This window comes from Streptomyces sp. NPDC086766 (genome assembly GCF_044746005.1).
In the GTDB taxonomy this organism is placed as follows: domain Bacteria; phylum Actinomycetota; class Actinomycetes; order Streptomycetales; family Streptomycetaceae; genus Streptomyces.
In genome coordinates this window covers 41,953-56,885 of sequence record NZ_JBIVBI010000020.1, presented here as the reverse complement: position 1 = coordinate 56,885, position 14,933 = coordinate 41,953, and the positions used below count along the sequence as shown (strand labels likewise).

The 14,933-nt window shown below is 69.0% G+C and carries 12 protein-coding genes and 1 pseudogene; 5 read left to right on the top strand and 8 right to left on the bottom strand.

Translation table 11 applies throughout. From position 1 onward, the window contains the following. Positions 1 to 3 precede the first annotated feature (3 nt). Both ACIPM1_RS28905 and ACIPM1_RS28900 read left to right on the top strand, forming a co-directional pair. Positions 4 to 519: an acyl-CoA thioesterase gene (locus ACIPM1_RS28905; protein WP_402439522.1), complete on the top strand. Its 516-nt coding sequence runs from the start codon at positions 4 to 6 to the stop codon at positions 517 to 519. A 4-nt stretch (positions 520 to 523) separates the two neighbouring features. Next, complete coding sequence (locus ACIPM1_RS28900) at positions 524 to 1,075, top strand: flavin reductase family protein (protein ID WP_402439521.1); 552 nt, start codon at positions 524 to 526, stop codon at positions 1,073 to 1,075. A gap of 251 nt (positions 1,076 to 1,326) precedes the next feature. On the opposite strand, the gene ACIPM1_RS28895 is transcribed toward ACIPM1_RS28900, so the two are convergent. Beyond that, entirely contained in the window at positions 1,327 to 1,974 is a 648-nt protein-coding gene (locus ACIPM1_RS28895; protein ID WP_402439519.1) for a TetR/AcrR family transcriptional regulator, read from the bottom strand. 79 nt (positions 1,975 to 2,053) lie between these two features. Between ACIPM1_RS28895 and ACIPM1_RS28890 the strand changes: the two genes are divergently transcribed. Next, entirely contained in the window at positions 2,054 to 3,397 is a 1,344-nt protein-coding gene (locus ACIPM1_RS28890) for a carotenoid oxygenase family protein (RefSeq protein ID WP_402439517.1), read from the top strand. Positions 3,398 to 3,577: 180 nt separating this feature from the next. Here the strand turns inward: ACIPM1_RS28890 and ACIPM1_RS28885 are convergent, their stop codons facing one another. Then, positions 3,578 to 4,177, bottom strand: coding sequence for a TetR/AcrR family transcriptional regulator (locus tag ACIPM1_RS28885; RefSeq protein WP_402439516.1), 600 nt, complete (start codon positions 4,175 to 4,177; stop codon positions 3,578 to 3,580). A 132-nt stretch (positions 4,178 to 4,309) separates the two neighbouring features. On the opposite strand from ACIPM1_RS28885, the gene ACIPM1_RS28880 reads away from it, so the two are divergent. Next, a complete protein-coding gene (locus tag ACIPM1_RS28880) occupies positions 4,310 to 4,966 on the top strand; it encodes a peroxiredoxin-like family protein (RefSeq protein WP_402439515.1) in 657 nt (218 codons plus the stop codon). A gap of 224 nt (positions 4,967 to 5,190) precedes the next feature. Here the strand turns inward: ACIPM1_RS28880 and ACIPM1_RS28875 are convergent, their stop codons facing one another. Together ACIPM1_RS28875 and ACIPM1_RS28870 are read right to left on the bottom strand one after the other, a co-directional pair. After that, complete coding sequence (locus tag ACIPM1_RS28875; protein ID WP_402439513.1) at positions 5,191 to 6,393, bottom strand: putative PEP-binding protein; 1,203 nt, start codon at positions 6,391 to 6,393, stop codon at positions 5,191 to 5,193. Further along, the gene (locus tag ACIPM1_RS28870; protein WP_402439511.1) at positions 6,394 to 8,283 is read right to left on the bottom strand and encodes an FAD/NAD(P)-binding protein; all 1,890 of its coding nucleotides are present in this window, start codon (positions 8,281 to 8,283) and stop codon (positions 6,394 to 6,396) included. Positions 8,284 to 8,553: 270 nt separating this feature from the next. Here ACIPM1_RS28870 and ACIPM1_RS28865 point away from each other — a divergent pair. Continuing rightward, a pseudogene (locus ACIPM1_RS28865) lies at positions 8,554 to 9,176 on the top strand (transposase); the annotation flags it as partial. Positions 9,177 to 9,326: 150 nt separating this feature from the next. On the opposite strand, the gene ACIPM1_RS28860 reads toward ACIPM1_RS28865, so the two are convergent. From ACIPM1_RS28860 to ACIPM1_RS28845, 4 genes are all read right to left on the bottom strand, one after another. Further along, positions 9,327 to 11,036 (bottom strand): DUF2637 domain-containing protein, encoded by a 1,710-nt coding sequence (locus tag ACIPM1_RS28860; RefSeq protein ID WP_402439509.1) that lies wholly within the window; start codon positions 11,034 to 11,036, stop codon positions 9,327 to 9,329. After that, complete coding sequence (locus ACIPM1_RS28855) at positions 11,033 to 12,841, bottom strand: hypothetical protein (protein ID WP_402439508.1); 1,809 nt, start codon at positions 12,839 to 12,841, stop codon at positions 11,033 to 11,035. Before ACIPM1_RS28855 ends, ACIPM1_RS28860 begins: the two co-directional genes overlap by 4 nt. Positions 12,842 to 13,533: 692 nt before the next feature. After that, a complete protein-coding gene (locus ACIPM1_RS28850) occupies positions 13,534 to 14,022 on the bottom strand; it encodes a hypothetical protein (protein WP_402439506.1) in 489 nt (162 codons plus the stop codon). Positions 14,023 to 14,171: 149 nt separating this feature from the next. Then, positions 14,172 to 14,351 carry a hypothetical protein gene (locus ACIPM1_RS28845; protein ID WP_402439504.1) on the bottom strand — a complete coding sequence of 60 codons (180 nt, stop codon included), beginning with the start codon at positions 14,349 to 14,351 and terminating at the stop codon, positions 14,172 to 14,174. Positions 14,352 to 14,933 lie beyond the last annotated feature (582 nt).

Below are 14,933 nucleotides of genomic sequence, written 5' to 3'. Positions count from 1 at the left end.
CCGATGGGCGACGAACGCCCGTATTACGAACTGCGCCACCTGGTCGGCTTCGAGGAGACCAACCTCGTGGGCAACGTCTACTACGTCAACTACGTTCGCTGGCAAGGCCGGTGCCGGGAGATGTTCCTGCGCGACAGGGCTCCCGAGGTCCTCGACGACATCCGCGACGACCTGAAGCTGTTCACCCTCTCGGTGGGCTGCGACTTCTTCGCCGAGATCACCGCGTTCGACCAGCTGTCGATCCGGATGCGGCTGGAGGACCTGACGCAGACCCAGATCGGGTTCACCTTCGACTACGTGCGGCTGCGCGGCGCAGAAGGCGGTGGTGACGCAGCGCCTGTCGCTGGGGACCTGGTCGCCCGGGGCCGCCAGCGAGTGGCCTGTATGCGCGGACCCAACACCGACACGCGGCCGACCCGGGTGCCCGACGCGCTGCGCCGCGCGCTGGAGCCGTACGCGCTCCCAGCGCCCGGCTCCGCTCCCCGCGGGCCGCTCGCAACGGCGACGGGCAGGGGGTGAGGGCATGACCGAGACCCGCACGGACGGCCTGCCCGCCCCGGACAGGGCGCCCGCACTGCTGGAGCACGACCGCTTCGCACTGCGCGGCGTGCTCGGGTCCTTCGCCACCGGTATCACCGTCCTGACCGCCGGCCGCGAGCTGCCGAGGGGCATGACGGCGAACTCGTTCACCTCCGTCTCGCTGGACCCGCCGCTGGTACTGGTATGCGTGCTGCGCACGGCGGCGCTGCACGACGTGGTGCTGGAGGAGAAGGCGTTCGCGGTCTCCGTCCTGTCCGCGGAGCAGGAGCCGATCGCACGCCGGTTCGCCGACCGCGGGCGACCGCGCGGCGCCCGGGAGTTCGAAGCGGTGGACACCCGGCCGGGCCGCCGTACCGGCGCCCCGATCCTGTCGGGCGCTCTGGCCTGGCTGGAGTGCGGGCTGGAAGCCGTGTACGACGGCGGGGACCACTCGATCCTGCTCGGCGCCGTGCTCGACGCGGACCGCGGGCCGGGCGCCGACTCTCTGCTGTTCTACCGGGGCGGTTTCCACCGCCTGGCCCCCTCCGCCGTCTGAGCGGCGCGGGGAGATACCCGCTGGGCCGCGGTAGCCGTTCGCGGCGACCGCGGCCCAGCGGCACTTTTCTTTCCCGGTCCTGCGGCAGACCGGGAGGGAAGTCCACCCGGTCCTGATTCCGCGCTCGGTGGTCCTCGGCGTGCGCCCCCTGGTGCGGCATACCGCCCCGCTCGTCGCCGCCCTGGCCGAACGCTGCTGCCGAGAGCCCGTACGGGCGCCGCCGGCGACGTGTGCGCGACGCGCCCCTGGGATCAGCCGGCCCCCACGGGCAGGCCGAGGCATTCCAGTGAGCGCCGGGCCGCCGACGGATCGTCCCCCGCCCCCACCAGCAGCCCGTGCACCTGGGCGGCGAAGCAGCGCGCCGCGTCGTAGGGCGGGACGAGGAAGCCACCCAGCTCCAGAGTGACCAGCCCGTGCAGCGCGATCCACATCTGATGGGCCACCAGCCGGGCATCGCCCTCATGGAAGCGGCCCGCCGCCATGGCCGCCGCCACCGCCCGGGTCACCGGTTCGAGGGTGTAGCGGCCGTGCTGACGGTCCTCCTCGGTGAGGCTGAACCCGCCGAACCCCACGCCACCGAACATCACCCCGTACAGGTGCCGGTGCTCCAGGGCGTTGCTGTGGTAGGCGAGCCCCAGCGCCGCGATGTCGGCCACCGCGTCACCGCTGGGAGTGACCTCGCTCATCCGCCGGTCGAGCCGGGCGAACCCTTCGTGGACCATCGCCCGCACCAGGTCGTCCATACCGCCGAAGTGGGTGTAGACGGCGGTGGTCGAGGCGCCCACCGCCGAGGCGAGCCGACGTGTCGTCAGCGCCTGCGGCCCCTCTTGCGCCAGCAGTCGCGCGGCGGCCTCCACGAGATCGGCCCTGAGTCTGGGATTTGCCTGGCGTGGACTCACCCTTGACGTCCCTTCGGTTGTCCTCCACCCTATAAAAAACGACGTTACGTAACGACGATACGTTATGTAGGGCGGAATGATGATCGCATCGAAAGCCGAATCGGCCAACCACTCCGCCATTCCCCACGTCACGCGCGAGGTGCTCGTCTCCGCGCCCCCCGTCCACGGCACGCTCCCCGCAGAACTGGACGGCACCTTCCTCACCATCGGCCCCAGCCCGCTCCAACGACCCCACGACGAGCACCTCTTCGCCGGCGACGGCATGGTGCACGGCGTCCGGCTGCGGGGCGGCCGCGCCGAGTGGTACCGCAACCGCTGGCTGCGCACCGACCGCGCAGCACGCATCCTCGGCGAACTACCCGCTCCCGGCCCCCGATACGGCCCGAACGACAACGCCAACGGCAACATCATCCGCCACGCGGGCCGCACCCTGGCCCTCGGCGACGGCGGCCCACGCCCCCTCCAGATCGACGCCGCCCTCGACACCGTCGCCCGCATCGACTTCGACGGCACGCTGCGCGGCGGATTCGCCGCACACCCGCAGCACGACCCCCTCACCGGCGAACTCCACGCGGTCACCATGTCCTGCGAACCGCCCTACGCCACCTACCTCGTCATCGACGTGCACGGCCGGGTGCGCCGCTCGGTCCCCGTGCCGTTGAAGCGGCCAGTGATGATGCACGCGTTCTCCCTGACGGAGCGCTACGCGCTCATCTACGACCTCCCCGTGGTCTTCAGCCCGGCCGCCGCGGCGGCGGGCTCACGCATCCCCTACGTCTGGAACGACGGCCACGGCGCCCGCCTGGGACTGCTCCCACGCGACGGCGGCCCCGACGACATCCTCTGGGTCGAACTGTCACCGTGCTTCGTCTTCCACCCCGTCAACGCCTACGAGTCCGGCCGCCACATCGTCCTCGACGTGATCAGCCATCCGCGTGTCTTCGACCGCGACCCGAACGGCCCCGGCGAGACACCCCCCGCGCTGGTCCGCTGGACCGTGGACACAGCAGGCGGGACGGTCGTCGAGGAACAGCTCTCCGGCCTCGTCCAGGAGTCCCCGGTCATCGACGACCGGGTGCGCGGCACCCGGCACCGCTACGTCTTCGCCACGGCCCTCGACCCCTCCGGGCGGGAACTGCTGGGCGGCCCGGCGCTGCTCCGCCACGACCTGGCCACCGGACGGACCGACACCCACGAGCTGCCCCCCGGCTGCACGACCGGCGAGGCGGTCTTCGTCCCGCGCGAGCCCCGTGCCCCCGAAGGCGACGGCTGGCTGCTGAGCATGGTCACCGACGGCCGGTCCGGACGGGGCGAGTTGACGGTCCTCGACACCGCCGACTTCACGGACCGCCCTGCTGCCGTGGTGCCGCTGCCGGTCCCCGTGCCGCACGGCTTCCACGCCGCCTGGGTGGACGGCGGCTGAGGGCAGCAGCGCAGGCGGGCCCTGCGGTATGGCGTGGTCATGAAGTACGCGACGGGCGGCGGGCTGACCGCTCGGCGCTGCTCCCCCTGACCTCCCGATGTGAGACCGCGGCTCGAAGGTCTCGTCCAAGGCCCGAGTCAGGCTGCTCACCTTCAGCTGTGCGAACGAGCAGGCCAGTGGTCACACAGGAGGACGGCCGTCGAGGGTTTGCAAGGTGGCCTTCACCGTCGCACCGAGCGCGCCGGCGTCTGCTCCGGCTCGGGAGCGCAGGTTCACGCCGTAGGCGAGCAGGGCCAGCAGCTCGGCACTCGAACGCAGGTCTATCTCGGCAGCGAGTTGTCCCTGGTCGTGTGCCGTGACGAGTGCCGTCTGCAGAGCGTCCCGCAGCTCCACGTGATGCCGGTCCAGGAGGGCGCGGACCTCTGGGTCGCCGGTCTCGGCTCCGGCGTGCGCGTTGGAGATGAGACATCCCCAGCGGGCGAATTCGCCGGCGCACCGCGCCTCGACGAGCCCTTGGAAGAACTCGGCGACGGCCGGCAGGCCCCGATCGTCTTCGGCAAGGCGGCGAAACGCCGGCCGGGAACGCTGATCCAGGTAGCGCACCAGTGCGGCGCGGTAGAGCTCCTGCTTGCCGCCGAAGGTGGCGTACAGGCTGGAGCGGTTGAGACCGGTCGCGGTGACGATGTCCTGGATGGCGGTCGCGGCAAAGCCCTGGCGCCAGAACAGCCGCAGCACGGTCTCGAGGGCGGTGTCCGGGGCGAAGTGTTTGATGTCCGGCATGCTCTACCCGTCATCTCGAAACGTCAGTTCCAAGATATACCCGACACCCTCTGGCGCCGGACAGCCTCCCTCACTATGTTGAAACGGTCATTCCAAGTTAGGTGCATGCCGACCGGAAAGGCCCCAGAGACCATGACCACCCTCAACGCAGAGCTGCGCGCCTTCTACGAGGCCCGCCAACAGCAAATCCCGGCGGATGTACGGGAGATCATGCGCAAGGCCGGGCAAGCACTCGAGGCCTCCGGACAGGCCGATCGCGCCTTGCGAGCCGGCGATCAGGCTCCACAGTTCCAGCTACCGTCCGCCACCGGCCGGCACGTGGCGCTGGCTGATGTGCTCTCCCGCAGCCCGCTCGTGTTGACCTTCTACCGTGGCGCCTGGTGCCCGTACTGCAATATCACTCTGCGCGCTCTTCAGCGGCGTCACGCCGACATCGCCGCGCGCGGAGCTCGAATGGTCGCCGTCTCGCCTCAGATTCCCGACGAGTCACTCACGCTCACCGAAAAGCACTCCCTCGCCTTCGAGGTCCTCAGCGACATCGGCTCCGGCACCGCCAAACAGTACGGTCTCGCCTTCGATCTCCCCGATGAACTCGCCGCTGTCTACGACAAGCTCGGCTTCGACCTCCAGCGCGTCAATGGCGGTCGTCCGCGTACGCTCCCGATGCCTGCCGCCTACGTCATCGACCAGGCTGGAATCATCCGCTGGTCCTTCGTCAGCGCCGACTACACCACGCGTGCCGAACCCGCAGACATCCTGGCCGCATTGGATGCTCTCGGACACGAGTAGTCCCGTGCCCGCACACGATCACCGGGCAGAATCGGTCAGCCAGCGACCCGCTCCCGACCACTGCGCCTGACGAGCAACTGACCGCCCGCGCACGTCGGATTCATCACCGCGTCAGCAATGCCGCACCGCGCTCATCCATCCGTGAGCAAGGCGCGGCCGGCCTGATCGGACACCCAGAGGGACGAGCGGCTGCTGATGGCGGGAGAGATGTTGAGCCCGGGCTGTCAGGGGTTCGTCCGAAGGAGGATCTGCTGAAGTTCTGCCGTGCACATCATGTAGCCGTCGGGGGTCGGCAGATGCTCCAGGTAGTAGGCCAGGTCCAGGCCCAGCGAGAACACCCTGACAGGGGTGCCCGCAGCACGTGCGGAGTCCACCACCTGCCCAAGCGCGTCCATGACGGCCGGGTGCCGGGTCCGATAGGTATCGGCCACCAGATGGTTGCTCCGGTCGGCCGCGAGATAGAACTGCACCAGGTCCTTCACCCCGATGAACAACTCACTGGCGCCCGCGGCGCAGATCGCCGTCGTGGCGTGTACGGCTGCGGGCGTTTCGATGAACGCGGACAGACGGATGCCGTCCGGCAACTCCAGGTGCTTTCTGAGCTGGACAAACTCCTCATCGTCTGTGAGGAAGGGAGCGGAGAGGCATACCCGGCCCGCAGCGTCGCCGAGACGGTCGCGCAGGAAGCCCAGCACAGCGTGGAGCGCATCGCGGTACGCGTCGGATCGACGCAGCCAACGCGCGCCGTGCAGACCCAGCTCGGGATTCGGTTCGACCGCGACCGTGACCAGCTCGGTGACCTCCGCGGCGTGGTCGGAGCGGAGGTCGAGAAGCCTCAACACGAGCCGTTGGCCGGGCAGGAGTGCCTCGACGAAGGTGCACAGCCGGTCCGCGACGGCCCGGGCGTAGACCTTGATGTCGTCCGGGCCGCCCGCCAGGGCGTCGAGCGGTCGCAGCCCTGCCGCCAGGCAAAGGAACTCCTCCCGGATGAAGAAGGAGTCGACGCGCTCCGCGTCGGGCCCGCACGCGTTGAGCGTGCGGATGTCCTGCAGGTCGGCGATGACGGCACAGGCTGAACCGAGATCTTCCGGTGACGGGCTCCAGGCATTCACCCGGCGCCCGACGACAATCGATTGGCTGTCGAGATCCAGCGTCACTTCGCCGACCAGTTCGGCGAGATCGGCCTTGTCCACGCGGAGCACGGGTATCCCCCTGCCGCGGCAGATGGACTGCATGTGGCCGGTCAGCCCCCCTGAACCGCAGACGACTGCCCGCGCTGCCACGATCGCTTCATACAGACCCGCTTCAAGGGATGGCGCGACCAGGATCGATCCCTCGAGCGGATCTCTCGTGCGGTTACAGACACCTCGTAGGACACGTTGCGTACCGCTGGTCAAGAGGGATCCCTGAATCCGGTGCCCGTTCAACTAGCCCTCCAGATCGTCGGTGTTCGCAATCCCGAACTGCCTGCGTAGCTGCCGCGGCGTCACGCTGACGTCGGTGAGCCGGCCGACCGCGGTCCAGCGGACGAGGGCCCTGGTCAGTCCGTCGTGCCGAAACGCGCCCGAGGAAAGGGCGGGAGGTTCATCCATGGCTCGGATGCGGACGGCCAGCCGCGTGGCCAGCAGTTCCCGCTCTTTGCGTGATTTCGCGACCAGCCTCCTCACCTCTAGGTTCACAGCATCCTCGAATTGAGCCCGGACTGCTTCCTTCATATTGCGCACACAGTGCTGGAATCGATCATGAAATTGAGTCAAATCCTCTTTTGACTCCAAAACTTCGATCACATGCGAAGCAACCACAATTGACTGGTTCTTGATGGCGGCGAGATTGAAAGTGAACGCTCCCATGCGCCCGTTGCGCACCATCTCGTCGCCCTCGCGCAGGGGGCCGACCGTTGAGATCGGCCGGACACGCCTTCCGTGGAGGTCCAGGAGCGTCCCGCGGTCGTCGACCTCCAGGCCGCGTCCGGTGCGCTCATGGGGCACCGCGGTTCCCCTCCGCAGGAGATTCCTCCAGAGCGGCTGGCCGGCCCTCCTGTAGTCCCATTCCCGGCTGAAATTGGACACCACCAGATCGGCAGCAAGGGCGCGTTCACCGTCCGAGGTCCCGACCCGAAGAGTCAGCTTCCCGGAGCCCGCCGGCGTGATCCTCTCCACCTTGCCGACGATCAACTGCACCCGTCCGTCGTCCGGGCGCATTGCCTGCTCGATGATCGCCATCGTGTGCTCCACGGCGCCGACCCGGAAGGAGGCCAGCGCGGTACTGAAGTCATCCAGCAGGGAACGCAGTTCGGCGGAGGGAATCCGTGCGATGGCTTCGGGCAGATACGGCTCCCAGGCCTTTGCCACCCGCTCCGCGACCACGGCCGGGTCAATGTCCGGGTGCTCCCGTCCGACCGTTGCACACGCCGCCTCCCACTCCGTGCGGACCCGGGCCAGGAACTCCTCGCGATCCCGGTACGGCTCCAGCAATGACCTCGGACAGGCCAGATGCACCACCCCGTGCTCGTGACCGCGGGGATACGTCCGAAAGATCGTCCCGGTCCTCGAGAGTAGGTAGATCGGCCCGAGGTGGCCCTGGCGCAGCAGCAGGCCCGCCGAGTCGTACGCGCTGAGCGCGGAGCCGACGATCGCAACGGTCGCCTCCGGGGAAAGCGCACTGAGCTTGCGGACGCCTGCCTCCGAGTACGGGTTGCGGACGAAGGCGGGGTGCGCGAGTGCCTCAGCGGCAAAGGGCGGCTCTCGAAGCTCGAGCCCGGTCGCGAGAATCACGTGATCGGCGAGGATCACGGTTGGTTCCGAGCCCTGCCGGGCCGGCAGGCCACTCCCTCGCGGCGCGGACCACTGCCGCACTGTCACCTCGACTCCCGAAGAGCTCAGCTCCAAGTCGATCGCCTCGCCGTCCGCTTCGACGAGCACGACACCGGGACAGGCTTCTCTGCTGGCCTTGGCCAGCCGGTCGATCAGATAGTGCTGGAAGATGCGCCGGGGTGCCGGGCCCTGCTCCACGAACTTGAACTCGGCCCAGGGCGCCGGCCAGTGCGTGCGGTCGGCTTCGTGATTGGCCCAGCGGATGAAGTCGAGGACGTCCTCCCGGAAAACCGACATCCGGCCGGCCTGGATGTTGAACACATGTCCCCAGGGATTGCCGTCCTGGTGGTAAGCGACGCCCGCAGAACGGTAGTTGGGGTGCCGTTCGAGCAGGATGATCTCCAACGGCCGGCGCGCAAAGCAGAGCAGACGGATCGCCGTGGCAGTGCCGGCCAGACCGGCACCGACGATGAGCACTCTGGGTCGTAAGCGTGTGCTGCTCACAGTGAGTCCTTTCCAACTTGACGCGCGCGCATGGCGGTTGGGCTGACAACGCGGTAAAGCCCCTGGTAGATGGGTTTTCGACCAAAAGAACCGTCTCCACCAGAGGCTTCACGTGCTTGTTTACCCGTCGAGTGTCGACGTGTCCAACTCCGCCCTCCGCCTCCTCACGCAGCAGTTGCGACGGCACCGCCGATCGGCTCCTGGTGGCGCCTGAGCGTCGGCCGCCAGGCTTGCTCACACTCGCCGATTGGGGTACGGCAGTGGTGGTTGCGCTACGCGCGCGCCGACCGGCCCGAGCGGATGCTCCGCGTCCCCAAGTACCGTGCCGGCCTCGTCGACCCCTACCGCGAGCACCTGCGCAAACGCCGGGCCGAGGACCCCGCCGTCCCCGTCCACCACCTCTTCGAAGAGATCAAAACCCTCGGCTTCACCGGCTGCCTCAACCTCCTGCACCAATACATCAGCCAGGGCCGCGCGGACGCCGACCGCAGCCACATCTCCCCGCGCCGACTCTCCCGGATGATCCTCACCAGGCCCGACCACCTCAAGACCGAGCACCACGACCTCCTGGCCCGGCTCACCGCAGCATGCTCCGAGATGACCCAACTGGATGCCACCATCCAAAACTTCGCTCAGCTCCTGACGCCGTGCGCAGGAAACGCCGACGGGCTCTTGCGCTGGATCGTCCAGGTCCGCGCGCAGCCGATCTGCCCCATCTGCACGCCTTCACCCGGGGCCTGGAACGAGACCGCGACGCCGTGACCGCCGCGCTCACGCTTCCGTACAGCAACGGTCCCACCGAGGGCGTCAACACCAAGACCAAGCGGATCGCGCGTCAGATGCACGGACGCGCAGGCTTCACCCTTCTTCGCCACCGCATCCTCCTCGGATAGGGGCACGCTCCGTCACCACCGAGTGTGAGACAGGGCCGCTCGATGGACAGACTCCCGGGCGCCCCCCGTTCTGGCCGATACGACCTGGGGATCGCGCTGGGGTCGCATCGCTGGCGGTCATCGAGCGCGTAGTGGGAGGCCGCCTCCGCATCAGGAGTCGTTGAGTGCATGCCAGCGTCGTTCGTAGTCGTGCTGGTGTCGGTTGAGGTCGGTCGCTTCTATAGGTCTGTTGTACTGGCTGGTGATGCCGTGGTCGGCGAGGTCTTGAAGGACCAGGCGCGGGTCGGGGGCTGTGGCGTGCGCTCGGTGTGTGGCCCAGACCGTGTAGATGCGGAAGTTGAGTAAGTAGCGGGCGAGTGTTTTGGGTTTGGGTGGCCGCCCGTTCCTGCCGAGTGTCTTTTGATGGGTGAGGTGGGTGGCGAGTTCGGCTGCGGTAGGTTCGCGGCTGTTTTGTTGAAGGAAGTCGTGCCAGCCCTGGTAGTAGCGGTCCACCGTCGTCTGCCGTGCTTGTCGGGGTGGTCTCTTCGCAGGTGTGTGTGGGGTGTCGGGCAGGCTGGGGCGGGGATGGGCGTGACGGGTTGGCTGGGGGGAGCCCGCGGCGGTTGGGGCTGTGGCCTGGTGGCTGCTGTGGCTGGCCTTGCCGGCGGCGTAGTGGTTCGGCTTGTCCTGGGTTACGTGGGGTGGGGTGTCTTCGGCTGGCCCGGGTCGACGGCGGTTCGCAGGGGCCGCGCCAGTGGGACTGCTGATGGTGTGAGCGAGGTCTGGAAGCCTGGAAAAGTTGGACTGCTGTGGGGGAGGTTGTTTGTCCCTTTGCGCTGGGTGGTCGTGGTGCGCGAGTTGTTGGTCGTGTTGCAGGCCGACTGCGGGGCGTTGGTTGGGGGGTTGTTGGAGGGCGTGGGGCAGGCGGTCCGGTGGCGTCAAGGGCTTGGGCTGTGGGGTGTTCGGGGCGCTGGTGTTGGTGCTGGGGTCGGCGGTGGCTGCCGGTGTCTGGTCGCGGTCTGTACGGGGGGTGTTCGCGGCGCGGTTGGGTGCGTGTGCCGCCCTCGTGGGAGCGCTGTGGCTGGTGGTGGTGTGGGTTTCGTGCGCGGGCGGGACGAGGGTCGGTTCGAGTCCTGCTGCTGTGAGGCCCGCTGGCACGGTGTGGCTGAGGGGTATGCCGTAGCGGGCGAGTTTGAGGGGCGTGAGGGACGTGGCTGGCGCTGTTCTGCGCCAGGTGCGGCCGTAGTGGGTGCGTAGGCGGGCCTGGTAGAGGAGGCGTTCCTGTTCCGTTTGGATTGCTTGGTGGTAGGAGCGCAGTTCCCAGAGTTTCATCCGGCGCCAGAGCAGGAAGGTCGGCACGGGGGAGAGCAACCACCGGGTGGGGCGAATGCCTTGCCCGTGCGTGTCGGCGGTGATGTCGGCGATGCGGCCGATGGCGTGGCGTGCGGCTTCTACGCAGGTGATGAACAGGATGGGAATGACGGCGTGCATACCGGTACCGACTGGGTCGGGCCAGGCGGCGGCGGCGTTGAACGCGATCGTGGCCGCGGTGAGCAGCCAGGCTGTGGGGCGTAGCAGGGGGAAGGGGATGCGGATCCAAGTGAGGAGCAGGTCCAGGGCGAGTGTGATGCAGATGCCGGTGTCGATGCCGAGGGGGAAGAGGTAGGCGAAGGTTCCGAAGCCTTTTCGGGTGGCGAGGTTGCGGACGGCCGCGTAGGAGCCGGTGAAGCCGATACCGGCGAGTGCGAGGGCACCTGTGACGGCCGTCGCGGCCAGCAGGCGCTGGCTGCGGCTGAGGGATGTTGTGGCCGGTGGGGGTTCGGGGGCTTGCGGGATCGTGGGTGTCGGGTGGGTGCTGCGTGTGGGGTGGGGGGTGGTCATCGGCTTGGTGGTTGGGCGGGTCCGGCGTGGGGTGCCAGGAGGTGGGCGATGAGTTGTTCGGTTTCCTTCTCCAGGGGAGTGTCGAGGGTTCGGTTGAGGTGTTGCAGGCGGGTGAGGGCGGTGTGGAGGCCTGGCCGGTTGCCTGCCGTGGCCTCGATGGTGAGCCAGTCGCGGTAGAGGAGTTCGGAGGTGTCGTCGGTGTCGAGTCCGACGGTGATGGCGTGGCGGGCTTTGTTGAGGTCCTGGTGGGGGCTTGGTGGTGTGCGGTGGGCTGCGATGGTGTGGGCGACGTCCACGATGGCTGTGATCATCTGTTGTTGGTGGGGTTCGGCCCAGACGGGTGGCTGAGGGGCGAAGGGCCGGCCCCGTACCAGGGTGAGCGCCTTTTCCAGGCTGGTTAGGGCTGAGGGTCCTTGGAGCAGTGCGTCGTGGGTGAGGTGAAGGAAGTGGGTCCAGTCGCAGCGCACGTCGCCGTGGAGCCGGTAGGGGTCGTCGCCGGTGTGGCGGCGTGGGACGTAGGGCTTGCCGGTCGGATCGTTGCCCAGGGCACGGCGCAGGCCTTGGATTCGGGCGTTGAGGGTGGTCGTGGTCCAGGGGGTGATGGGGTCCATGGCGGTGCACAGGGCGTCGGCGGTGCGGTCGGGGCGGAAGTAGAGCAGGGCGGCGAGTTGGGCGGTGCGGGGTCCGTGGCCGGTGTGGCCGAGGCCGTCGACTTCGATGGGGCCCAGGACCCGGATTTCCGGTGCCCGCGGGTCCTGCGCGGTGGAGGGTCCGGCGGCGGGCTTGTCGTCGGCCGGGCGGGCATCGGCTGGGGCCGGGTAGGTGGGGGCGGTGCCTGCTTGCGCCGCTGAGGACGGTTGCGGGTGTGGCAGCTGGTGGGTGCGGCGGTGTGCGTCCTTGAGGGCGGGGAAGGCGTCGATGCCTGTCGTGCTGGGGGTGGCTATGGCGGGGCGGGTGGTGTGCTCCTGGCCTGGTTCGGGATGGCGGACGTTGTCGGCTGTGTCGCCTGGAGCGGCTGCGGGCTGGCCGGCCGGGTCGGTGTAATCGATTGCGGTGGAACAGCCCTGGTCGGTGTCAGTGCTGAGACGCGGGAGGGTGACGCGTTCGTCCAGGCCGGGCAGGGGCTGTGGCCCGGGTGTGGAGGCGTCGAGGACAGGGGCGTGGGGGAAGTGCGGGGCTGCTGTGTCGGCGGGCGCGATGAGCGTGGCGGATGCCGCGTCGGTCTGGGCGAGGAGTCGGGCGAGCTGGCTGGCGATGCTGTCTTGGAGGGGCGTTGCGGCCAGAAGCAGGCGGTACGGGCTGGTCGGGCTGGGCTGTTGGTGGTCTTCCAGGAGTCGTTGGGTGAGGTGGTGCAGGGCCTGGGCGGCGTGGTGCACAGGGGTGTGGTGTCGGCTCGCCGGCAGTGTGGGGAGGTTTTTTGCCAGGCCGACGGTGATGAGCTCGAGGTGGTCGGCCCATGGGCTAGTCGTCGCTTTGAGGGCCAGTGCGGTCGCCACCTCGGTGATGGACGCGGGGTCTCCGTCCAGTAGGAGTGCCCGGTGATGGGCGAGGTTGAGGACGAGCAGCGCCTCGTCCCTGTCGTTGTCGGTGGTGCCGAGGGGGAGAAGGCCCGGGTAGGGCGGGGCGGTGGCGTGGGCCTGTTCCGTTTCGGGCAGTGGGGTGCGGGCGGGCAGTTGCCACCAGTCGGAGGCTGCGGTGGTGAAGGGCGGCTGCGGGGTGTGGCCGGGGGTGTCGGGGAGGATCTGGACAGCGTGGGCGTCAAGACGTGCGGCCCGCAGTCTGGGGAGTGCTCTGCCCTTCTGCACTGCGGTCTGCGCCAGGGTGCGTAGTGCCGTGTCCAGCCTGAGGATCGGGTCGTGGTCGCCAGTGGCGGCCGCTGTCTCGGGTTGAGGCTGGCCTTGTGCGGGTGCGGTGGGGGTGTGGCCGTCGGCGCCCGTTCGGTGGCGCAACCGGCGGCGCCAGGCCGTCACGGCGATGAGGGCTGCTGCGAGAAGCGCTGCGCAGCCAGCGGCGGTCCGCAGCGGCGCGAGGCGGTGCCGTGGTGGTGCGGCGGGGGTCTGGCCGGTGGGTGAGGGTGTGCTGGAGGGGTGCATTGAGGGTGGCGCGGAGGCGGAGGGGCTGGAGTGCCCTGTTCCTGTCGGGGAGGCGCCGTGGCTCCGGCCGGGCTGTGGATCGGCCGGTGGTCGGGGGACGAAGGGCTGGGGGTGGGGTGGTGCGGAACTGGTGGCCATGGCCTTGTTGAGGCTGAGGCTGAGGCGAGGGCGGATAAGGGTCAGGACTTTGACGGGGGCGAGCGTCTGGCCGGTCGGTAGTAGCAGGCCGGGGGCACTGACGTCGATGGTGGTGCTGGCCGGTTTCGGGTGGGGCGTGTTGGCAGGTAAAGGGCCGGGTACGGCGTGGGCGGTGGAGGCGGGGGCGAGGAGGAGGGCTGCGGTGAGGCCGGTGAGGAGGTGGCCGCCGGCGCGCCGAGCACGGGGTTGGGGGGAGGTCATGGGGTTCACCCGGTGATGACGATGGTCGCGGTGTCGAACTGCGGTAGTTGGAAGTCGACCTTGGTCGTTGTCGCGGGTGGGGCGGGGAACTGCATGTAGACGGGGGCGCTTTCATGGGGGGCGAGGGTGGACAGGCCGGTGGTGGTCAGGGGGCGCCCGTCGGTGTCGCGGAGTACGTAGTAGCGCCGCCCGCCGCGGAAGTCGACGAGGGTGGCGCCGCCGAGGGAGGGCCCGTTTTTGACGATGTCGGTCTCGTTGCCCTCTAGCTGGGCGGAGACGACGGTCGTCCTGCTCGCCTCGTTGGTGAGCGTGCCGTGGACGGTGAGGAATCCGCCCGGATCGCGACGGGCGGAGGTGAGGGTGAGCAGTAGACGGTGCTGGCCCTTGAGCGTGGCCAGTGGCCCCTGAGCGGCCTTGGCGGGGGTGGATGGGGTGGGCGCGGTACGGGTGGCTCCGACCGCGGCCGCGTGCTCCTGGTAGGTGCAGCCGGCCATGCCGGCCAGGAAGACGGCGCTGGCCAGGAGTATGGGGAGGGTGTGGGCCGTCCGGCCGGCAGCGGAGGGATGTTGCGTGGGCTTGGGCTCTGCTGGCCGGGTGGGTGCGGGGGGAGCGGTGGGTCGGAGGGGTCGGGCGCCTGGGGTCGTCACTGCTCCCCCTTGGTGCGCGGCCATACGGTGATCACGTTGCCGTCGAGGGTGACGAGCCGGTGGGGGAACTGGCGCCGGATCAGGTTCAGGTCCTGGGGGGTGAAGTCTTCGGCGGAGGTGAGTACGCAGGCGTCTCCCGTGCACGACAGCGTCTGTGTGCTGGGGGGTAGCACCATCCGGGGTAAGTCTTCGATTATGCGAATGTCGGCAACATGGTTGCGCATCTGCTGACTCCTCGATTTGGTCTTTGGGCTTCTGTGTAAGCGTCCCCTGTTGAACGCTACAGTGCGAACCTAAATGTTCGCGGCAGCAAATTTCAAGGGGTGGTTGGGGTGTGTGGGCGTCCTGTGACAATCCTCGCCAGCCGGCGCAGCGGTCGCGGGAATGCAGCATGTCGCAGTGGGCCGGAAGCCCGGTCGTTGCGGTCAGCGTTCGAGGTGTCCTGGGCGGGCAGGGGAGCGGTCGGGGCAGGGGTCTCGTGCCGGGCTCACTCGGTATGCCTCGCATCGGCTTCGCGGGTGCTGTGGCCCGCGGCTTCGGACAAACCCCGGACCGGGGGGTGTGCTCCGTGCGGTGCCCGACATCGGTGGTTGCGCGTCCCCCGGCCGACCTGCCGGAGCCGCCCCCCGCCTGCGCCGCCGAATGTGTGGGAGGTAGGCCGTTGGAGCGTCGGCAGTGTGACGGTGCGTTCGGACTGGAATGCTGAGATCTGGTCGCCTGTCAGCCGTGGGCCGAGGCGGAATCGATGGTGGGGCTCC